Raw genomic sequence first — 19,934 nt, forward strand, 5'->3', positions numbered from 1 at the left:
CAGGTACGATCAACCATAGGGTGTTGCGCGATTACACTGTTTATTTACGCCCACGCATGAAATCGGCGCTGGTCGCGGGCGGGATCTTGCCGATAGCCCCTCAGTTCTACCGCCCAGAAGGATTGTGTCAGGGCAAATGCGCAACAGCCTGAGGGGCCTGAGCCGATACGAAGGTATTTCGGCGGCGCGCCGCCGGCGCCTGACCAAAATGCGTCCATCGTCTGTTACCAAGTCGATCTGGTCGCCTTCCTCTAGGCCCAGCTCACGCACAAGATCCGCGGGGGACTCCAACGGCAAGAGAGTTTCCCCATTTGCAACTTGCATCTCGTCCTTTCAGGCGACGAAAACCATCTCACGATGTATATCCAAGACCGCCGAAATGCGGACATGGAGCGTCAAGCAACATCCTTGCATCTTAGCGCAAAGGCGATGGCGGCTGTCATCGGAGGGTCTGTGGCCTTGTGATCAAAGGGCAATTGCCCACTAGATGTGGAAAAACCTTGCGCGAATCCAACTCTTGCGACAATAGTCACGGAAAAGAGGCTAAAAACGTCAAATTCCGTGAACACGCCAAAGACGCGATGTCTCGGAAGCGAGAGGGCAGATGACCAAGACCGTCGCGCATGAGGATCTCAATGCGGTGATCCGCCAGCATTCGGAATGGCTGGCCAACCAGTTGCATTCGCAACGCGAAAGCCTGTTTCCACCAGATGCCGAAAAGACCATGCGCAAATTCACCTCGGGCGAGGCTGCCGCGCTGCTTGGCGTCAACGATTCATATCTTCGCAAACTCAACCTCGATGGCAAGGGCCCTTCGCCCGAACTGACCGCCGGAAACCGCCGCCTCTACTCGGCGCAGGATGTCCAGGCGCTGCGCCTTCTGCTTGAAAGGACGGCCCGAAAGCCGGGCGATTACCTCCCTGGGCGGCGCGTCGATCCAGAGGACCGCACCAAATATACCGATCACCTTCAGGTCATCGGCGTGATGAACTTCAAGGGCGGGTCCGGCAAGACGACAACCTCGGCCCATCTCGCGCAAAGGCTGGCCCTGCGCGGATATCGCGTACTGGGCATCGATCTCGATCCCCAGGCTTCCTTTACCGCGCTGCACGGCGTTCAGCCGGAACTCGATCTCGAGGATGGCGGGACGCTTTACGATGCGATCCGCTATGAAAACCCCGAGCCGATCCGCGCTGTCATCCGCAAGACTTATATCCCCAATCTGGACCTGATCCCCGGCAATCTCGAACTGATGGAGTTCGAGCACGAAACCCCCCGCGCCTTGGCGCAGGGCAATGCCGGATTGTTCTTCTTCCGCGTGAAAGAGGCTTTGGCGCAGGTGGATCAGGACTATGACGTCGTCGTCATCGACTGCCCGCCACAGCTGGGATTCCTGACGATGTCGGCCCTTTCTGCGGCAACCGGCGTCCTGGTGACGATCCATCCCGAAATGCTGGACGTGATGTCGATGTCGCAATTCCTGCGCATGACCGCCGACCTTATGGACGTGATCGCAGAGTCGGGCGCCGACATGAGCCATGACTGGATGCGCTACGTCCTGACCCGGTACGAGCCGCAGGACGCGCCGCAGAACCGGATCGTGGCCTTCCTTCGCACGATGTACGGCGAAGCGGTGCTGAATTCGCCGATGCTCAAGTCTACCGCGATCTCGGATGCCGGCCTGACCAAGCAGACGCTCTACGAAGTGGAACGCAGCGCGTTCACCCGGTCCACCTATGACCGTGCCATCGAAAGCCTGAACACTCTGAATGACGAGATCGCCGATCTGATCCAGAAAACCTGGGGGCGCAAATGACCAACGGCAAGAAAAAGCGCATGTCGATGCTCGATAGCCTCGCTTCAGCCGGGGCCCCCTCCCCTGCCCCGCAGGCCAGCGCCGTGACGCCGATGATGACGTCGAACCGTGCACTTCGCTCGGCCCGTGATGCGGTCGATGCGCACCATGTCTGGGAATTGGACCCCGCAAGCATTGAAGATGGGCGCATGGCCGATCGGCTTGACCCCGCGGATGTGCTGGACCTGCGCGACGCGATCGAGACGAACGGTCAAACTGTCCCGATCCTCGTGCGCCGGGCGCCAGGCGAAACCGACCGCTACCTCCTCGTTTACGGGCGCAGACGTCTTGAAGCGATCCGCCAGTCCGACAAGGTGACGAAGGTTCGCGCGCTTGTCGCCAATCTCGACGACGACAGCGCTCTGCGCGCACAGATCTCGGAAAACATGGCAAGGCGCGACCTGTCCTACATAGAAAAGGCACTCTTCGCGAGGGATCTGGTAGGGTCCGGCTTCGGAAATCAATCTCAGGTTGCAGAGGTTTTGACGGTCACAAAGTCGTCGATCTCCATGGCCATCGCCATTGTCGAGATGATCGGCGCAGACCTGGTGCGCGCCATCGGCGCCGCGCACGGCATCGGTCGGCCACGATGGGAAGCTCTTGGTCGCGCAATCAGTGAGGATGAGCGCGACCGCGCGGAACTGATCCGGATTGCGGACGACGTGCATGCAAAGGCCGAGGCCTCCATGGTGGTGGATAATATCGCACCCGCCGACGAACCTGCGGTTCAGGCGTTTGAAGCCGTCGCCAAGGCTGCCACGAAGACCACCAGGCCCGCCAGGCGCTCCTCCCCTGCCCCGTCCTCTCGGGTCGCGCTGACGATCGGCGGCAAGGGCGCCGGGGTGATGAAACGCACTGCCAACGGTTTGTCGATCGAACTGTCAGGCGGAGAGTTCGCAGATTGGGTTGAAACGCAAGTGTCTGATATATTTGAAGAACTTCACGAGCGTTGGCAACAGCGTTCCGAAGACTGAGGAAGAGCAGAAAACAAAAAAGGAGGCACGAACAGGCAAAAGAAAAGGTCCCGCAAAGCGATCACTCCACGAGACCCTAACTTGTTTCTAGCACCTTCAAGGTAGTGTCCGGAGCCGATTTCCGCAAGTCCAAAGTGATTCGCGGGCCGGGAATTTTTTGTCTTCGTGAATGACAAAATGAACTACACGCCCATCACGCCCTTTCGGCGAACCATAGATGCTGCCATTCTGAAACATCAGGCAGCGGCTCAGGAACAGCTGCCCCCAGCAGGCGCCAACAAGTGGGAAATCCTGCGGGAGCTCGCGACCGCTCGCAATGCGTTCGGCTTGTCTGATCGCGATCTCACGGTTCTTCAGGCCCTGGTCAGTTTCCACCAGGAGACAATCCTGGGCGGTAAAAGCAACGCCGTTGTCGTGGTGTATCCCTCCAACAAGGCGATTTGCGAGCGCCTGAACGGCATGCCCTGCTCGACGATGCGGCGACACCTCTCCAACCTCGTGAAGACTGGTTTTGTCGTTCGGCGCGACAGCCCTAACGGCAAGCGCTATGCCCGCCGCTACGGAGCAGAAAAGGTCGCGTTCGGCTTCGACCTCTCGCCACTCGTTCGACGCAGGCAGGAAATCTGCGAGGCCGCAGAGACTGAACGGGCTGCTGAGGAACGCACCAAAAAGCTGCGCGCAACAGTGAGCCTCATGCGCCGGGACCTCGCAGGGCTTGCTGAGTACGGCCGGTCGCTTCGGCCAGATCAGGGTGTCTGGGACCAATTCTCCGATCTTGCGACACTTACTGCAAGAGACCTGCGCCGAAAGCTGGGAATGATGGACCTCGAGCAGATCAAGTCGACCTTGGCCGCTGCTTTGGACGATGTACGAAATCTTCTGGAAATCAGCATGGCAGGAAATATGAGCACCAATGCTGCTGATTCTGGGCAGCACCATCAGAATTCAGATAAAGACTCTTATGATTCTGAATCTGCCGTCGAAGTCCTGCTTGATTGCAACGATTTGGCTGACAATCCGAAAGTTGGAGCAGATACGGATCAGTCCCAGGCTGAGGTTAGTCCATCATCAGAGCCAAGAAGTCTAGGTTTGCCGAACATACCACTGGCACTTGTCACGACATCTTGTCAGGAGTTTCAGATATACGCTGAGAAACCAGTCCTCCATTGGCATGACTTGGTCAGAGCGGCCGATACAATCAGGCCAATGATGGGTATCTCACGTAGCGCTTGGGACGCCGCCAAAGGTCATATGGGGCCAGAGGAGGCAGCAGTGGTGATTGTTGCGATGCTTGAGAGGTATGGAGAAATCCGATCCCCGGGCGGATATCTCAGACACTTGTCCACCAAAGCGGCCAGGGGCGAATTCTCTTGTGGACCGATGATCATGGCCCTGATGCGACGAGATGCGGCATGATGAGTTCACAGCTGTGAACTTGGCTTGCAATAATAGATGTTCCGGATCGGTTCACAGTTGTGAACTTCCTCCCGTACGATCAGAGTTAGCAATGTTGAACTCAATCGTCAGCCGAAAGCCTCTATTTTCATGCACGAGGGCAGGTCATCGCATCCCGGCCTGTCCGGCAGGAGCCGCCCTCAACAATCCAATAGCTATTACTATCGGTCTGGAATCTTCTTTGACGCGCGTGACAGGCTTCCAGCCACAATCAGTTTTGGCAACGTTTTGCTGCTGGACACGAAGAAATCTTGATGGCCGTTTGCGCGGCGCCTTACATTCGTGAAAGCCGCTCTTTGTCATCCACGACTCCCAAAGAACCGGCCTTGCCAGTCCAGGCCCACAGAACGACATTGAAGTCCGATGACGACGCGCCCTTCGCAAAACTCTTGATCAGGAGCCCCGCAAACCGATCTGCTATAAGGGCGCGTGCTAACTCCTGTGTCGGTACCAATTGGCCATCGAGCATCTTCATGCGCCATGCAGGGTCGGCAAGGATCACCTCGGTCGCGCCATACCGGTCAAGTCCGTCCTGATGGCGGGTATCGAAAATAGGCCCAAGGTCGGCCTTGTAGGACACCAGGATCGTGGGTTGCAAGCTGCCGACCTGGTTGGCTTCTCGGAGAGCGGTCGCGGGATTCAACGAGGTGTAGAGGGCAGGGGTGCCTTTGGCGTTAAAGCGCCCTCCATAGAGTTCAGCACCTCGTCCGGAAAGAGGCGCGCGGGCATAGACCGGGTTCAGGGCGCGATAGAGTGGCCCTGTGTAGCGTCCATCTTTCAGAGGCATCTCAGCGTCCCGGCAATCAATAATTTACTATGCGACACCGATGTCCCGAGAACACGACGTGTGGCAGGGTATCAGTTTCTCACGCCTTGGCGCGGCGCGCTTTAGGCAAAGACGCCCGCATCGACCGCATCGATGTATTCCAGAACTTGCTGAGCTTTGCCTTCCTGCACCAGCTGCATGGCTGTCCGGCCATCAAAGCCGGGCAGGGGCTCTGACCGGTACCATGCATAGGCCATCAGTTCCGAGCCGAAGCGGGGCTCGACTTTATTCAGCACCTCTACCAATTCGCGCAGGCGGCGCTGCGTCTTGTCCGAACCGATCCGGGCTCGCCTCTGCAACGCGTCTTTGCCTAAACCGACTGTCAATGCGATCTCTTCTGCTGACGTACGTAGCACCGCGGCGATTTTGCGCGGTTCGAATTGCCCAGCTTCAGCAAAGTTCGTGATGTGCATGACTTTCATTTCTACAGTGATAATGACGGTATATAGCGTTATTATCACTGGATTTCAAGGTGTCGCGGGATGCTGCGCCTTCGTTTCCCATACCAATCCGTAACGCTGCATTGCTCTGAACGCCGGAAATCCTGATTTTGGGCCCGAAAAGTCCCAGTAGGCGCGTTTTTTGCCGATCGAGAACATCAGATAAGTTATTGATATATGCTAAAGACTGCTGCAGTTTGGCTGGGGTTGCCGATATACCTTGCCGATCTTGGACCCCGATCGGCACTGGCTGCATGACGTCACTGGGAACCGCGGTGGTGTCGGACCCATGTCAGTTTCCGCGGTCCAGTTGGCGGTTGGAAAGTGAAAGTGTCCTTCGGGTTTTGTGACTGACGGATGAGGGCCTTTGGGGTCCCTCAGATGGGTCCGGGCCGGGTTCCGGTCTGCCGTTCCGGATGAAGGGCATTCCCACGCAATCAGGTGTCTTGCGCGTGCTCCGCGCAACCGCCGCCTCCTGGTGGCGGCATAGAGAGCTGCGCCGAACTGGTCAGACGGCGCTGGCACAGCGGCTCGAACGCCAGACCGTCCTGCGTGATCTCGGCTATCTCAGGCAGGCGGCGTCATTGCCAAGTGCGCATGTGATCTGCGGAGAGGGCGGGACGTTCCTCCATCTCGGGTGGACCACCGTCTCGACCTTCGCGCCGATCGAGCGCTTTCCGTTGGCCGCTCTTGCGGTCGCGCGAGGGACGCCGTTCATCGATATCCGACCCGTCACCGATATCATCGCCTTCTCGAACCTACCGCGTTTTCAATGCTTGCCAGATCGAGGGTCTGCCGGACAGCTTCTTTCCCGACCCAGAGCCAGCGCTCGAGCATCCACCGTCTGAGCCCATTCCGCATATGCAGGCGTTTTTCGATGCCATCGACATCACGACCGTCTTCACAGGAACGGAAACGTACTACCTGCCGCCAGTGGATAAGGTGTTCATGCCATCCATTTCCAGGTTCGAGAACCCGCGGAACTTTTACGGGGTCTGGGCGCATGAGCTCGCCCATGCCACCAAGGCGCGCCATCGGCTGAACCGCGACTACGGTTTGTCACGCTTCGGCAACACGGCCTATGCCCGCGAGGAGATCGTCGCCGAGCTGACCTCGGTGTTCCTTGGCCAGACGCTCGGCTTCACGGCGCATACGCTCGAGATGAATGCCGCCTACCTCTACAACTCGCTGCGCATTTTTGCGCTCAGATAACGGCGCGATCTTCCGCCACGCGGCCGATGCGCAGCGCGCCAGTGATTACCTGATCGCCAGATCGGAGGCGGGCAGGGCAGGGCAGGGGGCCGAAGCCGCTTGACGAAAAAGTCGCTGCACTGCCGCGAGGCAGCTTCGAGCTCTTCTTTCCCGATGCTTAAATCGAAGCGAAAGAGCGCTTACCTTTCAACCTGATGAAACCTGACGGTTCAGCTTTCATGGGGTAGCGGGTCAGAGTTAATCAGAACACAGACATCACGGTTGACTTCGGCACCGACCGTAGATGTCGGGAAAAAACCCATTGGTCTGTCATAGGAGATTGTCACAGTGTAAATCTGGCTGTATTTGGAGTTTTCGAGCCAAGGAGGACTCACCTGTGCGATGACCGAGACACCACACAGAAGCTTGCGTTTGCGTTTGCAAACGGAAACACGAGCGTCGCATCAAGACCTCGACCAAAGTGTGTCTCAATTCGATCTCAGAAAGCGCGATGGTTTCGAGCTTTTTCTGCGAATGCAGTCAGTGGCTCTGCGGGCCATCTCTCCGCATGCAGCGCCTTTGCCGATAACGGAATGCATTAACGACCTGCTGGCGCGAGCTGAAGCCGATCTTCGGGAGATCGGAACGTGGGAGCATTGTGACGCGATGGAGATCGGTTCGCTGCACCCGCTGGCCATCAATTACGTCATAGCGGGGTCACGGTTGGGCACAAAGGTGCTGCGGACTAGATGGCTTTCTGCAGACGATCCCGTTGTGCGTGGGGCCAACTCATACTTTTCCGCGCCAAGCTACATTGAGCTCTGGAAATCGTTTTGCGAGACGTCCAATGGGATGCCGGCGGCCGGCGATGTCGCAGATCAAATCGTTTGCGACGCTGACAAAATCTTCAAGCTATATCGCACGTGTGCCCCTGCGCCGCAGATAACGAACGGAGTGGTCCATGCGTGATGCAGAGCCAAACTCGTCGCAGGAAAGCGCCGACCTTACCAATTGCGACCGAGAGCCAATTCATATTCTCGGAAAAGTGCAAAGCTACGGCTGTCTGATCGCGCTTTCTGCCGACTGGATCATCACATATGCCTCCGAAAACTGCGCCGATCTGTTGGGCCTCACCGCCAAAGATATTGTCGGGTCACGGTTCTCAGACGTGTTCTCTCGCGAAACTGTTCATCATCTCAGAACAAAGATGCAGGTGCTCAGCTACCAGACAGGTGCTGCGCGACTTTTTGGGTACCCCGCTTTAGAGGATGACCGCCTCTTTGATATCTCCATCAGCCAAAGCGACCAGAATATCATTTTTGAATTCGAACCACGTGCCGTAACCGATCGGAAAGACCTTGATCGCTCTACCGTTCGGGCGTTGATCGAACGAGTCAAGCGGCACCAGAAGGTCGAAGATATGGCACGCGAGGCGGTGCGCGCCATCCGGCTAATGTCGGGCTTTGACCGGGTGATGGCGTATCGGTTCAATGACGATGATACAGGCACGGTCATAGCCGAAATCTGCCAGCCCGATCAGGACTCCTATCTGGGCCTGCGATATCCTGCCAGCGATATTCCTAAACAGGCCCGCGCGCTTTATCTTCGCAGCCCCCTTCGAATCATCGCGGACGTCAACGCGAACACCCACGCCATCCATCCTGCGCTTGATCCCAATGGTCGGCCTCTGGACCTGTCGCTTGCGGTTACGCGCGCGGTTTCTCCGATCCATCTGGAATATCTTCGCAACATGGGCGTTGCAGCGTCGATGTCCGTATCGATCATTCGGAATGGAAAACTCTGGGGCCTTTTTGCGTGCCACCATCAGTCGCCCAGATACATCAGCTATGAATTGCGCAGTGAGATCGAGCTTTTCTCGGAGCTGTTCAACTATCAGCTCGCTCAGGTCGAACTCACCGCAGAACTGGCCGAAACAGACCGCGCGCGTTTGTTGCACGACAGGCTGATGGCACAGCTTTCGGGCGGAAGATCCATGTTCGACACTTTCGAGGTTCTGTCCGAAAACATCAGGGAGGTTGTTCCGTTCGACGGCGCGGCGATCTTCACCGAGGGCGAGTATAAATCCACCGGCTCCGCCCCGACCGAAGAAGAGTTCCTTGGACTGGCCCGGTTTTTGAACACTACTCCTTCCGGTCAGGTCTATCAAACCAACGCGCTGTCTACTCGATATCCCAACGTCGAAGGATTTTCTGATCGCGTGGCCGGGATCATGGCGCTGCCCGTGTCGCGCACGCCGCGCGATTACTTTGTTTTGTTTCGGCGTGAGATTGCAGAGTCGGTCAATTGGGCGGGTAATCCAGAGAAACCAGTAGAGCTTGGCCCGAACGGCGTGCGTTTGACACCAAGAAAAAGTTTTGACGCGTGGCGAGAAATCGTGCGCGGCCAATCGGCACCGTGGCGAAGTGCGGAGGTGCGGGCGGCTGATGCGCTTCGCGTGACGCTCCTGGAAGTCGTGCTAAAAATGGCCGATGAACGCAACGCAGCGCGCAAACAGGCCCAGAACCAGCAGGAACTTCTGGTTGCGGAATTAAACCACCGCGTCCGCAACATTCTGAACCTGATCCGCGGCCTGGTCTCGCAAGGGCAGGAAGATGCGCGAACCTTGGATGAATACCGCTCTGTCCTTGAAGACCGGATTTTCGCTCTGGCGCGGGCCCATGACCAGCTTACGGAGACCGAATGGAGCTGGGTGTCTTTCCGGTCTCTCGTTGAAACCGAGATCAATGCATTTCTGACCTCTAAGGCCTCGCGCGTGCGCATCACCGGAGACGAGATCGATCTGTCTCCCACCTCTTTTTCCACGTTAGCTTTGGTGATTCATGAACTTGTGACCAATTCCGCCAAATATGGCGCGCTTAACGATTCATCAGGAAGCGTTAACCTTGATGTGCGGTTGCAGCCTGACGGGATAGCGAAATTGGCATGGCGGGAAGAAAACGGACCGCCTGTTCAAGCTCCGAAACGGCGCGGCTTCGGGACCACAATCATAGAACGGTCCATACCATTTGAGCTCAAGGGGCAAGCGGACGCACGTTACCACGTCACTGGTTTTGAAGCGGATTTCGTATTGCCTTCAGCCCACGTCAGACCAGCTTCGGCCACAAAACATTCAGCGCAGAGCCTGATATCGGACGATAGGACCGAGGTTCAGCTCCACGGGCATTGTCTGGTCGTCGAAGACAATATGGTTATCGCACTCGATGCGTCCGACATGCTCTCGGATATGGGGGCGGGGCACGTGCACACAGCAAGTTCAGTAGCGGATGGGTTGGCGATCCTTGCAAAGCATACCATCTCCTTCGCGCTTCTCGACGTAAATCTGGGTGACGAGACATCGATCCCGATAATCGAGAAATGCCTAGAATTGGGCCTGCCGACCGTTTTGGCGACCGGGTATGGAGCGAGTAAAGATCTGCTGATCCGATTTCCAACAACGCCGGTCCTCAACAAACCATACAACTCCGACAGCTTGTATCGCATGGTTTCAACGGCCATCCGAGAAAGCTAAGGGTCGCTGGGAATGTTCATTCAGCAGTTCGTTGGTCCTGTTGGCTCTTAGCTCGAATGCCAAGAGTGGTAACCAGCTACAGCCGTGACATTTGGAAGGGCGAGGAAGTCCGCCCTAACGTTGCCATTGTCAACAGCGCAACGAATTGCATTTGTGTCCTCACAGCGGAGTTCAAGAGTCATGCGGAACGTGTTGGTTCTGTCTGGCTCCATCCGCTTGGTGGAAAAGAAAAAGCGGGCTTCGGGAAGGGTGTTTCAACTTCTCAAAGGAGAGCCCTATGACCGTCACCGCACAACCCCAGACAGAGTGCCCGGATCCGAGTGTGATCGCCGCGCAGAACGACGCGTTTCGCAAGCTCGCGTGCCTTGGGCTGCCGCCCGGGCAGCCCATCCAAGGTCGGATGCATGTCACCCGCTCGCTCATGGAGGCCGGTGATGGCTTCTTGGCCGAGGCGGTCAAGGCCACCGGTGAGTTTGCCACGTTCGAGCCCGAGAATGATCCCGAAGGCTGGCACGATTTCGGGGCGGTCGAGATCCGGGGCGAGACCGTGTTCTGGAAAATCGATCTCTATGAGACCGGGTCGGATTTTCGCTACGGGGCCGAGACCCCGGACAACCCTGCAACAACTATGCGCGTACTGACCATCATGATGGCGCGGGACTGGTAGGGCAGGGGGAGCCTCAAGTCCTACACCGCCGACACGGAAGGCCCACTGGCCCTTCAAAGGGAGAGTGGGCCTTTTGTCGTGGTGATCCCCAAAGCCGGGGATTGGTCACGCGCGTGAAGGCGCGGGCCACACCTCACCCACCTGGAAGGATACCCCATGACCACAAGCTTTGTCCGCCTCACCGTCGCCATCGGCGATTTGCTCCCGCATCCCGCCAATGTGCGCAGCAACTCGCCGGAAACCTATGATCCCGAAAACATCGCGCATCTGAAGGCCAGCATCGCGGTGTTGGGCCTGCTCCAGCCGCTCCTCGTCCAGAAGACGGGCGGCAAATACGCCGTGCTCGCCGGTGGCCGTCGCCATGCCGCGCTGAACGAGCTGGTCGCGGACAAGGCCGCCAAGGGGTTCACCGCGAAGACGAAGATCGACTGTCGCCTCGTGCCGGAAGACTGTGACGTGACGACGGCGCTGTCGCTTGCCGAGAACATCACCCAGGCACCGATGAATGCCATCGACGAGTTCGAGGCCTTCGCGCGGATGATGGAGGTCGACGGCCAGACGCCGGAGACCATCGCAAAGACTTTCGGCACCACGGTGGCCGCCGTGAAAGGCCGGTTGCGCTATGGCCTCATTCATCCGGATATCCGCGCCGCGGCCCGGGCCAAGACGATCACGCTCGACACGATGAAGGCCTTTGCCGAGCACCCGAGCCAGGAGGTGCAGGGCGAGGTCTACGAGGTGCTCACCAGGGACGGCGGCTATCTGCAGGCCTACACTGTCCGTCAGGCATTGAAGTCCCGCGGCGTGCAGGTCAGCGACGATATCGGGGCTTTCGTGCGCGAAGACTACGAGGCCCGTGGTGGGGCCATCGCAGCCGATCTCCTGGAAGAGCATTCGGTGCTGGAAGACGCCGCGCTCGTCGAGACCATCCTGCTCGAGAAGCTCGCGGCCGCCGCCGAGGAGGCCCGCATAAAGCTGGGCTTTGCCTGGGCCGATGCGGTGGTCCGCTACGATTACGCGACCATGGCGGACTATGGCCGGGTCTATCCCGGCCCGATCGAGCCGGATGAGGCGACCCAGAAGCGCATCGCTGAGATCACCGCCGAGCTTGAGAAACTGCAGCTCGAGATGGAGGATGAGGGGCTCGAAGACGACGCCTACAATGCCCTTTACGAGCGCGTGGACGCTCTGGAAGAGGAAGCCCGCGATCTACAGGAGGCCTACAGCGCCGAGGATCTGGCGCGGTCTGGGGTGATCGCGTCGTGGCAGGGTGGGCAGATCACGCTCCATATCGGTCTCGTGCGCCCCGAGGACACCGCGAAAGAGGAGGGCGCGCGTGGCTCTTCAAGCAACCCGACGGGGGAAGAGGCCCCCGACGCTGGCGAAATCACCTATCCGGCCTCGCTGGCACAGGACCTCAAGACCGAGCGGGCCATGGCGCTCGGGGCCGCGATGGCGCTGCACCCCGAGGCCACGCTCGATCTGACGCTCTTCAAGCTGGTGAGCGACGTTCTGGCCAGCGGCATGAGCGTCACGCAGGCGATCAAGATCGATGCCCGCAAGGAATACCGCAGCCATGCCAAAATGGACGAGATCGACGAGACCTCGCTTGAGCAGGTGGCGGCGGCGCATGATGCGCTGGACCTCTCCTGGCTCGATGACACCCGGTCCCCTGCCGATCAGTTCGCGGCGTTTCGCGCGCTGGAGGCAGGCGAGAAGGCCAAGCTCGTGGCCTATGCCACCGCCAGCACGACGCAGTCCTGCTTCGCGCGGGACCGCCAGCGCGACAGCCTGATGCATGCGTTCGAGATCGAGATCATGCCCGACATTCGCGCGCATTGGACGCCGAACGCGGCGCTCTTCAATCGCTTCAAGAAGGCCTGGCTCCTGAAAATCCTCGGCGAGGATTTGGGCCTGGCCCAGGAGGCGGTGACGCTGGCATCATCGAGCAAGAAGGAGATCGTCGCTTTCTGCGACAAGCTCTTTGGCGAACCTTTCGCCACCCTCACCGACGCGCAGCGCGCTGCCGTGGCGGCCTGGTGCCCGCCGATGATGCAGACCGCCGGCGGAGCCTGTGATGAGACGGCACTTATCGCGGAAACCCCGGAGCCTGACAGCGAGGTTGCGCAAGCGGCCTGAGTCCTCACGCGACCCGCGCGAGCCCTTCTGCCCGCGCGGGTCGATCCTCTCAAACTCAACGGAAAGACATCCCCATGGCTATTCTCAAGTTCTCTGTGTCTGCTGTTGCAGCGCAGATCGCCCATGCGCGCGCCTGCAAGACCTTCCTGCCCAACTGGAACGGGCCCGTGGACAGGCCCGCCCTGATCCTCATCGTCGGCAATGGCGTGCATCTGCGCTCGAACGGCATCTATGGCACGACCACCCGCATCTTCACGACCGAGCAGGCCGATCCGTCCTTTGCTTTCGCCGATGGCATGAACCCGTTTCGGGACACCGACTGGGTGGCGCAGCGCCGCATGGCGTTTCGCGATCTGACCGGCCAGTTCTACACGGACATTCTCGACGATGTGCAGGTGCTCATCGACCGGGGGCAGGGGGCGATCCGGCTCGCCACCGATGGCCACAGCATCCGCGTCTTCGCGCGCCGGGCCTCGGACTATCTGATCGGCGGGACCTACGAGGTGCCTTCAGGCCTCGGCGGCACCTTCCGGGTCATCCTCAAGGACGCCTGCGACACCTTCGCGATCGTGCAGAACGCTGGGAACTGCGAGGATTTCGACGCCATGCAGCCCTACCGCGTGCCGCTCGATGCGCTGATGGACCTCGATGATCGGAGGGCTGCTTAACGCGCCCTTTCTCAAACAAGCATCGCCAATACCCTGCCAGGCCTGCGGCCTTCTCGGGACATTGGCGACGACAATTTTCCATCTGAGAGAAAGGACTCTGAAATGGGTTGGCTCTTTTACACTGACCGCCGCGTCCAGACCTACGCGGACGAAAAAGCGGAGATCACCCGGCTCAGCACCTCTCATGGCGACAGGCGCAAAACTGAGCTGGTCAAGGCCTGCAAGGTCGGCTCAACCTGGTATGCGGCGGCAAAGGTCACCAATCTCGACGGCACCGCTGTCGAAGACACGACCTTTGTCACCGATGCGGATGGCTCCATCACGTTCGGGGCTGTCTTCCTCACCCGATACGATGACGGCTGCTGGGGCTACAAGGACATGGAGGAAAGCGCTGGCCCGAACGAGGCTCGCGCGCCCCTTGGGTTGATCGAACTTCTCTCCGACTTAAAAGACCCGGACAGCTACGCCCAGGACTGGCGTCAGCGCTGCCGGGACTGGGCGTCAATCCCGGACTACGAGGAAGGCGACAAGATCAGACTCGCAAAACCGGTGACGCTCACCGACAGCAGCACCTGCCAGATCGTCACCGCGACCCACTACGAGCGCGGGCGGCAAAAACGCCGCTGCTACCGCATCGAGGGAACCGGCGGGCTCGTGCGGCTCTCAAGGGCCTCGCTTGCGGGCTCGGAGCTGCTCAGCTCCGCGAAAGGTGGTGCCAGCCCGATGCTGGCCGAGTATCTCGCGGGGCGGGAATAGGTGCTGCGCTGGACAGCTCATCGACCTGCCCGGCGACAGCAGATCCTGCGGCTTATCTTGACAAGACAATGCAAATGCATTACCTATCACGGGCAGCAAAGCCCCTTTTCTTTCAGGAGACTGCCATGACAGCGCTCGCACAAGACGTCTCGAAACTCACGGACCGGTATCAGACGACCGTGCCGGCGGGTGTGCGCAAACGGCTCAAGCTGGGCAAGGGCGACCAGATTCGTTACTGTACCGAGCCGAGTGGCAGGGTCTATATCGAGCCCGTGCGCAGCGACGAGGATGATCCCGCGCTCGGCGCCTTTCTCGATTTTGTCGAGGCCGATATCAAGGCGCATCCGGATCGCATTCGGGCGTTCGATGGGGCTTTGCATGGCCGTCTTGCAGCACTTGTCGGAGACGTTGACGTCGATCTCGATGCGCCGCTATCGCCCGAGGATGAATGAGCGGCGATAGCGTGCCCGCCCAAGCGCCCCTTGTCGTGAATGGATGGTCGATTTATGCGCATCCGCTCTTTCTGGACCAGCTCGAAGGGCTGATCGAGGAAGTTGAAGCGCGTAAGGCACGCGATCCAAAGACATGGCGCAAGAAAAACCCGACGAAACGGCTGGCCGCCATCTTCAAGCTGGTCACCGAGGCCATACCGGCAGATCCGAGTGCCGCCGCTTTCCGGCAAGGCGGCACACTCGGCGATCATCGCAAGCACTGGTTTCGGGCAAAATTCTTCCAGCAGTATCGGCTGTTCTACCGGTTTAACAGCGACGCGAAGGTCATCGTGCTGGCCTGGGTGAACGACGACAAGACCCTGCGCGCCTATGGCAGCAAGACGGATGCCTATGCGACGTTCAAAGGGATGCTGGAAGATGGAAATCCACCTGACAATTTCGACGCGCTCTTGAAAGAAGCTGCGGCGGCGTACAAGCGGTTCGAGGCGTCCCTGGACGCGGTATCTGATCGGTGAGTGGCCCGGTTAGCTGTGAACCTTACGGCCTTGCCGTTTACGGCACCACTGTGGGTGATGTAGCATCGCCCCATAGCATTGTCGGAGAAAGCGCAATGGACCCAACGGGTAAGGAACAGCCGCACCTCGGTCTCGAGGAGCATTTCCGTGGCGGCTGATGTCAATTCGTATGACGCGTGGTTTCGCGCGCAGGTACAGACCGCGCTTGAGGATGCACGCGCTGGAACATCTCAGGTTCAGGTGATGCAGGCCGCACAGGCATTGATTGATGCGAAGCGGCAGATCGAACCCAAGTCCTGACCAAGCCTTGGAGGTCAGCGCGGTCTGATCCCGTCACCCTGAAAAGCGAAAGTGGGCTTTTTGTCCTTTGGAACTCAGACCCTGATCCAAAGGAAAATCCCCATGACCAAGCCCAAACCGGCGAACCCGGCTCTCTCAATCTCCGACGCTAACCTCGCCTCTGCCCTCGCGCAGATCGGCACGGAGATCGACCAACAACCCCTGCGCAGCTCAGCGCTCGCGCGCATAATGCGCGAGACCTTTTTTGGTAGCGATGCTGGTGGCGCCTGGGACTGGCGCATGGCCTATGACCTGATGCAGGCCGCGGCCGTCCAGGTGCTGCTGCGTGAGGCCTGCGCGGCAGGTGACATCGCCGCTGCAAAGCTGCTTGCCTCTCGGCTGCTGACGGAAACCCGCCGGTCAGAGCAGCAGATCCGGCTGCAGCAGTTTTCCACGCCGTTGCCATTTGCCGCCTTGGCCGTGCGGGCGGCGGCGATCCGCAAGGGCGAGACCGTGCTGGAGCCCTCGGCTGGCACCGGTGCCCTGGCAGCTTTCGCTACCCGGGCCGGTGCCACGCTTGTGCTCAATGAAATCGACCCCTTTCGCCAAAGCCTCCTGCGCGCGCTCTTCGGCGGAGAGGTCACAGGTCATGACGGCGAGCATATCGACGATCTGCTGCAGACGCTGGTCCTGCCCGACGTCGTGGTGATGAACCCGCCCTTTGCCTCCTCGGTCGATCGCTCCCGAGACAAGCACATCGCTGCCAAGCATCTCATCGCGGCTGCCAAGCGCCTGGCACCCGGTGGGCGGATGGTGGCGATCATGCCGCAGGGGTTCACGCCCGAACGCGATGCTGCGCATTGGTCCCGCGCCTGCGGTCTCCTGACGCCGCGCTTGGCGCTGACGATGCCAAGGCAGGTCTACCGCAAGCTTGGCACCTCTGTCGAAACCCAGCTGATGGTCTTCGACAAGGTGCAGGACGACAACGAGATGATCCGCGCCACGGTCCGGGATCTGGATGGAGCCTTGGCATATGTCGACGCCGTGGCCGCAACCCGGCCCGAGGCGCGCCCCGCCCAAAGGGTGGCGTCGATGCCGCACGCGCGGCCGACCGTTCCATCCTCTGCTCCGCGCAAGACCGCCGCTGCGCCTCTCGCCGCCTCCAATCCACGGCCCAATGCCGTCCGTCCGCTCAGCTTCACAAGCTTTCAGACCCCGCGCGACAACAGGCCCGTCTCGGACATCTATGCGCGCTACCGTCCGCAGCGCATTGAGATCGCGGGCGCGCAGGAACATCCCACGCCCTTGGTCGAAAGCATCGCCATGGCTTCCGTGGCGCCGCCCGTGCCCTCTGGTGCGGCCAGTGCGGAATTGCGCCTGCCCGCCAGGCTGATCGAGGATGGGCATCTCTCCGAGGCTCAGCTCGAGACCATCATCATGGCCCATGATGCCCATGGGCGCGAGCTGCCGGGGCGGTTCACGATCGATGACGACCAGACCAAGCTGACGCGCGCCGATGATGATACAGACGCACGTGCCTATCGCCTCGGGTATTTCCTCGGCGACGGCACCGGCTGCGGCAAGGGGCGCGAATGCGCCGGGCTCATCCTGGTGAACTGGCAGGCCGGGCGCAGGAAGGCGATCTGGGTTTCAAAATCCACGACGCTCATCGAGGACGCGATCCGCGACTGGACCGATCTCGGCGGCTCTCCCGCCGACATTCAGCCGCTCTCCAAATGGAAACCGGACCAGCCCATCCCGATGGGCGACGGTATCCTCTTCGTCACCTACGCCACGCTGCGGTCCGCGGGCAAATGCGGCACCACGCGGCTGAGCCAGATCCTCGACTGGATGGGCGAAGGCTTCGACGGCGTGCTGGCTTTTGATGAGGCCCATGCCATGCAGAACGCGGCAGGATCCGAGCAGGGCAGGGGGGTCAAATCCTCGCAGCAGGGCCTCGCTGGGCTGCGGCTGCAACTGGCAGCACCCCGCGCCCGCGTCTTCTACATCTCGGCCACGGGTGCCACGAGCGTGCATAACCTCGCCTATGCCGCGCGTCTCGGTCTCTGGGGGCAAGGCCCCGAATACCCCTTCCCGAGCCGCGAGAGTTTCGTCTCGGCGATGGAGGCAGGCGGTGTCGCCGCCATGGAGGTGGTGGCGCGCGATCTCAAGACGCTCGGCCTCTACACGGCCCGCGCCCTCAGCTTCGATGGGGTGGAGTATGACGTGCTCGAACACGCGCTGACCCCTGCCCAGGTCGAGATCTACGACGCCTATGCGGGCGCGTTTCGCACGATCCACCACAATCTCGAAGCGGCGCTGACCGCGACTGGCGTCAATGACGCCTCGGGGAAGACCAATGCGTCGGCCGCACGCGCCTCGGCCAAGTCCCGCTTCGAGAGCACGAAGCAGCGCTTCTTCAACCATCTCCTGATGGGCATGAAGGCCCCGACCATCATCCGTGCCATCGAGGACGACCTAGCGGCAGGCAATGCTTGCGTCATCCAGGTGGTCTCGACGGGTGAGAGCCTGCTGAAACGCCGACTTGAGACAATGGACCCGGAGGATGAACTCGTCGAGGGTGCCTTGACGCCGCGCGATTATGTTCTGGGATACCTCGAACAGGCCTTCCCGATTCATGCGCAAAAGCTGGTCGAGATCGACGGCAACATGGTGGCGGAACCTTTGCGGGATGAGACCGGGGCGCTGGTCGTCTCGCGCGAGGCGCTCGCTCTGCGCGATGCGGCCATGATGGAGTTGATGACGCTGGCCCCGATCCCCTCGGCGCTCGACCAGATCCTCTGGGCCTTTGGCGACGAGGCCGTGGCAGAAGTCACGGGGCGGTCCATCCGGCCCCTCAAGGCCGCGGATGGCCATCTCTTCATCGAAAAGCGCGCCGCCAGCAGCAATTCCTCCGAGACCCAAGCCTTCATGGACGGCGAGAAGGATATCCTGATCTTCTCCGATGCAGGCGGCACGGGCCGCTCCTACCATGCGGCGCAGACGGCGAAGAACCAGAAACGGCGGCGACACTACCTTGGTCCTCCCCCACTGAAGTGGTCCTCCGCTATGTTTAGGAAAACGGAGGAAACACATGGCCAACAAGCGACCAAAGCCCGAGGAGATTGTCACGAAATTACGGCAAGTTGAGGTTCTGACGGGGCAAGGTCTGCCGCGACTGGATGCGATCCGGCAGATTGGCGTGACTGAACAGACCTACTACCGGTGGAAGAAGAAGTACGGTGGAATGGGCACAGACCAGTTGAAGGAATTGAAGCGGCTTCAGAAAGAGAACGAGCGGCTGCGCAAAGCTGTTTCCGATCTGACGTTGGACAAGCTGATCCTTGCAGAGGCCGCAAAGGGAAACTTCTAAGCCCCGCTCGTCGCCGTGCTTGCATTGATCGCGTTCGTGCCGAGCTGAATGTCTCGGAACGCCGCGCCTGCCGGGTACTGCGACAGCACCGATCCACACAGCGCAGGGTGCCAGTTGGCCGCCGGGATGAAGAACGATTGGTGGCCGACATGATCGAACTGACCCGGCAGTATGGCCGATACGGCTATCGTCGGATCGCTGCGCTGCTGAGAGACGCTGGCTGGCATGTGAACGATAAGCGGGTCGAAAGGCTGTGGCGACGAGAGGGGCTGAAAGTGCCAATGAAACAACCGAAGAAAGGGAGGCTCTGGCTCAATGACGGATCGTGTGTCCGGCTTCGGCCGGAACGGCGCGATCATGTCTGGAGCTATGACTTCGTGCATTGCCGCACCGAAGATGGAAAGGCGTTCCGCACGCTCAACATCATCGATGAATACAGCCGAGAATGTTTGGCCATCCGTGTGGATCGCAAGCTGAACTCGGGCAAGGTCATCGACACCTTGAGCGACCTGTTCATCCTGCGCGGCATCCCGTCGTTCATTCGGTCTGACAATGGCCCGGAGTTCGTTGCTCAGGCCGTGCGGGACTGGATCGAGGCTGTCGGAGCAAAGACCGCTTACATCGAACCCGGGTCGCCTTGGGAGAACGGATATTGTGAAGGCTTCAATGCCCGGTTCCGGGATGAGTTCTTGAACGGCGAAATCTTCTACAGCCTACGCGAGGCGCAAATATTGATCGAAGAATGGAGGAAGCACTACAACACGAAACGCCCACATAGTGCTCTGGGCTACCGCCCGCCAGCGCCAGAAGCCATC

Annotated in this window: 18 protein-coding genes and 1 pseudogene; 16 read left to right on the plus strand and 3 right to left on the minus strand. The window is 59.9% G+C overall.

Features of this window, described 5'->3' with window-relative positions; translation table 11 throughout:
- Nucleotides 1–9 precede the first annotated feature (9 nt).
- Entirely contained in the window at nucleotides 10–324 is a 315-nt protein-coding gene (locus ACOXXX_RS20765; protein WP_422828541.1) for an AbrB/MazE/SpoVT family DNA-binding domain-containing protein, read from the minus strand.
- Nucleotides 325–604: 280 nt separating this feature from the next.
- On the opposite strand from ACOXXX_RS20765, the gene repA reads away from it, so the two are divergent.
- The 3 genes from repA to repC all read left to right on the plus strand — a co-directional run bounded on the left by repA (nucleotide 605) and on the right by repC (nucleotide 4,245).
- On the plus strand, nucleotides 605–1,816 hold the full coding sequence (gene repA, locus ACOXXX_RS20770) for a plasmid partitioning protein RepA (protein WP_422828543.1): 1,212 nt from the start codon (nucleotides 605–607) through the stop codon (nucleotides 1,814–1,816).
- Nucleotides 1,813–2,829, plus strand: a complete 1,017-nt coding sequence (gene repB, locus ACOXXX_RS20775; RefSeq protein WP_422828544.1) for a plasmid partitioning protein RepB — start codon at nucleotides 1,813–1,815, stop codon at nucleotides 2,827–2,829. The genes repA and repB overlap by 4 nt, the downstream gene beginning before the upstream one ends.
- A gap of 177 nt (nucleotides 2,830–3,006) precedes the next feature.
- A complete protein-coding gene (gene repC, locus ACOXXX_RS20780; RefSeq protein ID WP_422828545.1) occupies nucleotides 3,007–4,245 on the plus strand; it encodes a plasmid replication protein RepC in 1,239 nt (412 codons plus the stop codon).
- Between the two features lie 313 nt (nucleotides 4,246–4,558).
- On the opposite strand, the gene ACOXXX_RS20785 is transcribed toward repC, so the two are convergent.
- Complete coding sequence (locus ACOXXX_RS20785; protein ID WP_422828546.1) at nucleotides 4,559–5,071, minus strand: RES family NAD+ phosphorylase; 513 nt, start codon at nucleotides 5,069–5,071, stop codon at nucleotides 4,559–4,561.
- 101 nt (nucleotides 5,072–5,172) lie between these two features.
- Entirely contained in the window at nucleotides 5,173–5,523 is a 351-nt protein-coding gene (locus tag ACOXXX_RS20790) for an MbcA/ParS/Xre antitoxin family protein (RefSeq protein WP_027264271.1), read from the minus strand.
- Between the two features lie 443 nt (nucleotides 5,524–5,966).
- On the opposite strand from ACOXXX_RS20790, the gene ACOXXX_RS20795 reads away from it, so the two are divergent.
- The 13 genes and pseudogenes from ACOXXX_RS20795 to ACOXXX_RS20855 all read left to right on the plus strand — a co-directional run.
- On the plus strand, nucleotides 5,967–6,398 hold the full coding sequence (locus ACOXXX_RS20795) for a hypothetical protein (RefSeq protein WP_422828547.1): 432 nt from the start codon (nucleotides 5,967–5,969) through the stop codon (nucleotides 6,396–6,398).
- Nucleotides 6,307–6,865: pseudogene (locus tag ACOXXX_RS20800) on the plus strand (zincin-like metallopeptidase domain-containing protein); the annotation flags it as partial. The gene ACOXXX_RS20795 and the pseudogene ACOXXX_RS20800, both read left to right, overlap by 92 nt.
- Nucleotides 6,866–7,143: 278 nt before the next feature.
- A complete protein-coding gene (locus ACOXXX_RS20805) occupies nucleotides 7,144–7,710 on the plus strand; it encodes a biliverdin-producing heme oxygenase (protein ID WP_422828549.1) in 567 nt (188 codons plus the stop codon).
- Complete coding sequence (locus tag ACOXXX_RS20810; protein WP_422828550.1) at nucleotides 7,703–10,270, plus strand: HWE histidine kinase domain-containing protein; 2,568 nt, start codon at nucleotides 7,703–7,705, stop codon at nucleotides 10,268–10,270. The genes ACOXXX_RS20805 and ACOXXX_RS20810 overlap by 8 nt, the downstream gene beginning before the upstream one ends.
- Before the next feature lie 277 nt (nucleotides 10,271–10,547).
- Nucleotides 10,548–10,937 (plus strand): DUF3768 domain-containing protein, encoded by a 390-nt coding sequence (locus ACOXXX_RS20815; protein ID WP_422828551.1) that lies wholly within the window; start codon nucleotides 10,548–10,550, stop codon nucleotides 10,935–10,937.
- Nucleotides 10,938–11,093: 156 nt separating this feature from the next.
- Nucleotides 11,094–13,076 (plus strand): ParB/RepB/Spo0J family partition protein, encoded by a 1,983-nt coding sequence (locus ACOXXX_RS20820; protein ID WP_422828552.1) that lies wholly within the window; start codon nucleotides 11,094–11,096, stop codon nucleotides 13,074–13,076.
- Between the two features lie 74 nt (nucleotides 13,077–13,150).
- Nucleotides 13,151–13,744 carry a regulator gene (locus ACOXXX_RS20825; RefSeq protein ID WP_422828553.1) on the plus strand — a complete coding sequence of 198 codons (594 nt, stop codon included), beginning with the start codon at nucleotides 13,151–13,153 and terminating at the stop codon, nucleotides 13,742–13,744.
- Nucleotides 13,745–13,846: 102 nt separating this feature from the next.
- The gene (locus ACOXXX_RS20830; RefSeq protein WP_422828554.1) at nucleotides 13,847–14,500 is read left to right on the plus strand and encodes a DUF6927 domain-containing protein; all 654 of its coding nucleotides are present in this window, start codon (nucleotides 13,847–13,849) and stop codon (nucleotides 14,498–14,500) included.
- Nucleotides 14,501–14,625: 125 nt separating this feature from the next.
- Nucleotides 14,626–14,952 carry a type II toxin-antitoxin system PrlF family antitoxin gene (locus tag ACOXXX_RS20835; RefSeq protein ID WP_422828555.1) on the plus strand — a complete coding sequence of 109 codons (327 nt, stop codon included), beginning with the start codon at nucleotides 14,626–14,628 and terminating at the stop codon, nucleotides 14,950–14,952.
- The gene (locus ACOXXX_RS20840; RefSeq protein WP_422828556.1) at nucleotides 14,949–15,467 is read left to right on the plus strand and encodes a type II toxin-antitoxin system YhaV family toxin; all 519 of its coding nucleotides are present in this window, start codon (nucleotides 14,949–14,951) and stop codon (nucleotides 15,465–15,467) included. The genes ACOXXX_RS20835 and ACOXXX_RS20840 overlap by 4 nt, the downstream gene beginning before the upstream one ends.
- A 147-nt stretch (nucleotides 15,468–15,614) precedes the next feature.
- Nucleotides 15,615–15,767, plus strand: a complete 153-nt coding sequence (locus ACOXXX_RS20845; RefSeq protein ID WP_422828557.1) for a StaA — start codon at nucleotides 15,615–15,617, stop codon at nucleotides 15,765–15,767.
- A 102-nt stretch (nucleotides 15,768–15,869) separates the two neighbouring features.
- A complete protein-coding gene (locus tag ACOXXX_RS20850) occupies nucleotides 15,870–18,896 on the plus strand; it encodes a strawberry notch-like NTP hydrolase domain-containing protein (RefSeq protein WP_422828558.1) in 3,027 nt (1,008 codons plus the stop codon).
- Nucleotides 18,841–19,934 (plus strand): IS3 family transposase gene (locus ACOXXX_RS20855; protein ID WP_422828559.1). Its coding sequence is split into 2 segments (ribosomal slippage), with 1,095 coding nucleotides annotated over them: nucleotides 18,841–19,105 and nucleotides 19,105–19,934; the frame shifts between segments, so codons are not numbered across the junction. This gene is flagged as partial in the annotation. The genes ACOXXX_RS20850 and ACOXXX_RS20855, both read left to right, overlap by 56 nt.

This window comes from Thalassococcus sp. BH17M4-6 (assembly GCF_049323015.1).
Classification (GTDB): Bacteria; Pseudomonadota; Alphaproteobacteria; order Rhodobacterales; family Rhodobacteraceae; genus Puniceibacterium.

What these genes read in the sequence shown, in the direction of transcription:
- ACOXXX_RS20805 (WP_422828549.1), top strand. Translation starts at nt 7,144, where the DNA reads ATGACCGAGACACCACACAGAAGCTTGCGTTTGCGTTTGCAAACGGAA.
- ACOXXX_RS20815 (WP_422828551.1), top strand. Translation starts at nt 10,548, where the DNA reads ATGACCGTCACCGCACAACCCCAGACAGAGTGCCCGGATCCGAGTGTG.
- ACOXXX_RS20825 (WP_422828553.1), top strand. Translation starts at nt 13,151, where the DNA reads ATGGCTATTCTCAAGTTCTCTGTGTCTGCTGTTGCAGCGCAGATCGCC.
- repA (WP_422828543.1), top strand. Translation starts at nt 605, where the DNA reads ATGACCAAGACCGTCGCGCATGAGGATCTCAATGCGGTGATCCGCCAG.
- ACOXXX_RS20820 (WP_422828552.1), top strand. Translation starts at nt 11,094, where the DNA reads ATGACCACAAGCTTTGTCCGCCTCACCGTCGCCATCGGCGATTTGCTC.
- ACOXXX_RS20810 (WP_422828550.1), top strand. Translation starts at nt 7,703, where the DNA reads ATGCGTGATGCAGAGCCAAACTCGTCGCAGGAAAGCGCCGACCTTACC.
- ACOXXX_RS20835 (WP_422828555.1), top strand. Translation starts at nt 14,626, where the DNA reads ATGACAGCGCTCGCACAAGACGTCTCGAAACTCACGGACCGGTATCAG.
- ACOXXX_RS20850 (WP_422828558.1), top strand. Translation starts at nt 15,870, where the DNA reads ATGACCAAGCCCAAACCGGCGAACCCGGCTCTCTCAATCTCCGACGCT.
- ACOXXX_RS20785 (WP_422828546.1), bottom strand. Translation starts at nt 5,071, where the DNA reads ATGCCTCTGAAAGATGGACGCTACACAGGGCCACTCTATCGCGCCCTG.
- repB (WP_422828544.1), top strand. Translation starts at nt 1,813, where the DNA reads ATGACCAACGGCAAGAAAAAGCGCATGTCGATGCTCGATAGCCTCGCT.
- ACOXXX_RS20765 (WP_422828541.1), bottom strand. Translation starts at nt 324, where the DNA reads ATGCAAGTTGCAAATGGGGAAACTCTCTTGCCGTTGGAGTCCCCCGCG.
- ACOXXX_RS20790 (WP_027264271.1), bottom strand. Translation starts at nt 5,523, where the DNA reads ATGCACATCACGAACTTTGCTGAAGCTGGGCAATTCGAACCGCGCAAA.
- ACOXXX_RS20840 (WP_422828556.1), top strand. Translation starts at nt 14,949, where the DNA reads ATGAGCGGCGATAGCGTGCCCGCCCAAGCGCCCCTTGTCGTGAATGGA.
- ACOXXX_RS20795 (WP_422828547.1), top strand. Translation starts at nt 5,967, where the DNA reads ATGAAGGGCATTCCCACGCAATCAGGTGTCTTGCGCGTGCTCCGCGCA.
- ACOXXX_RS20830 (WP_422828554.1), top strand. Translation starts at nt 13,847, where the DNA reads ATGGGTTGGCTCTTTTACACTGACCGCCGCGTCCAGACCTACGCGGAC.
- repC (WP_422828545.1), top strand. Translation starts at nt 3,007, where the DNA reads ATGAACTACACGCCCATCACGCCCTTTCGGCGAACCATAGATGCTGCC.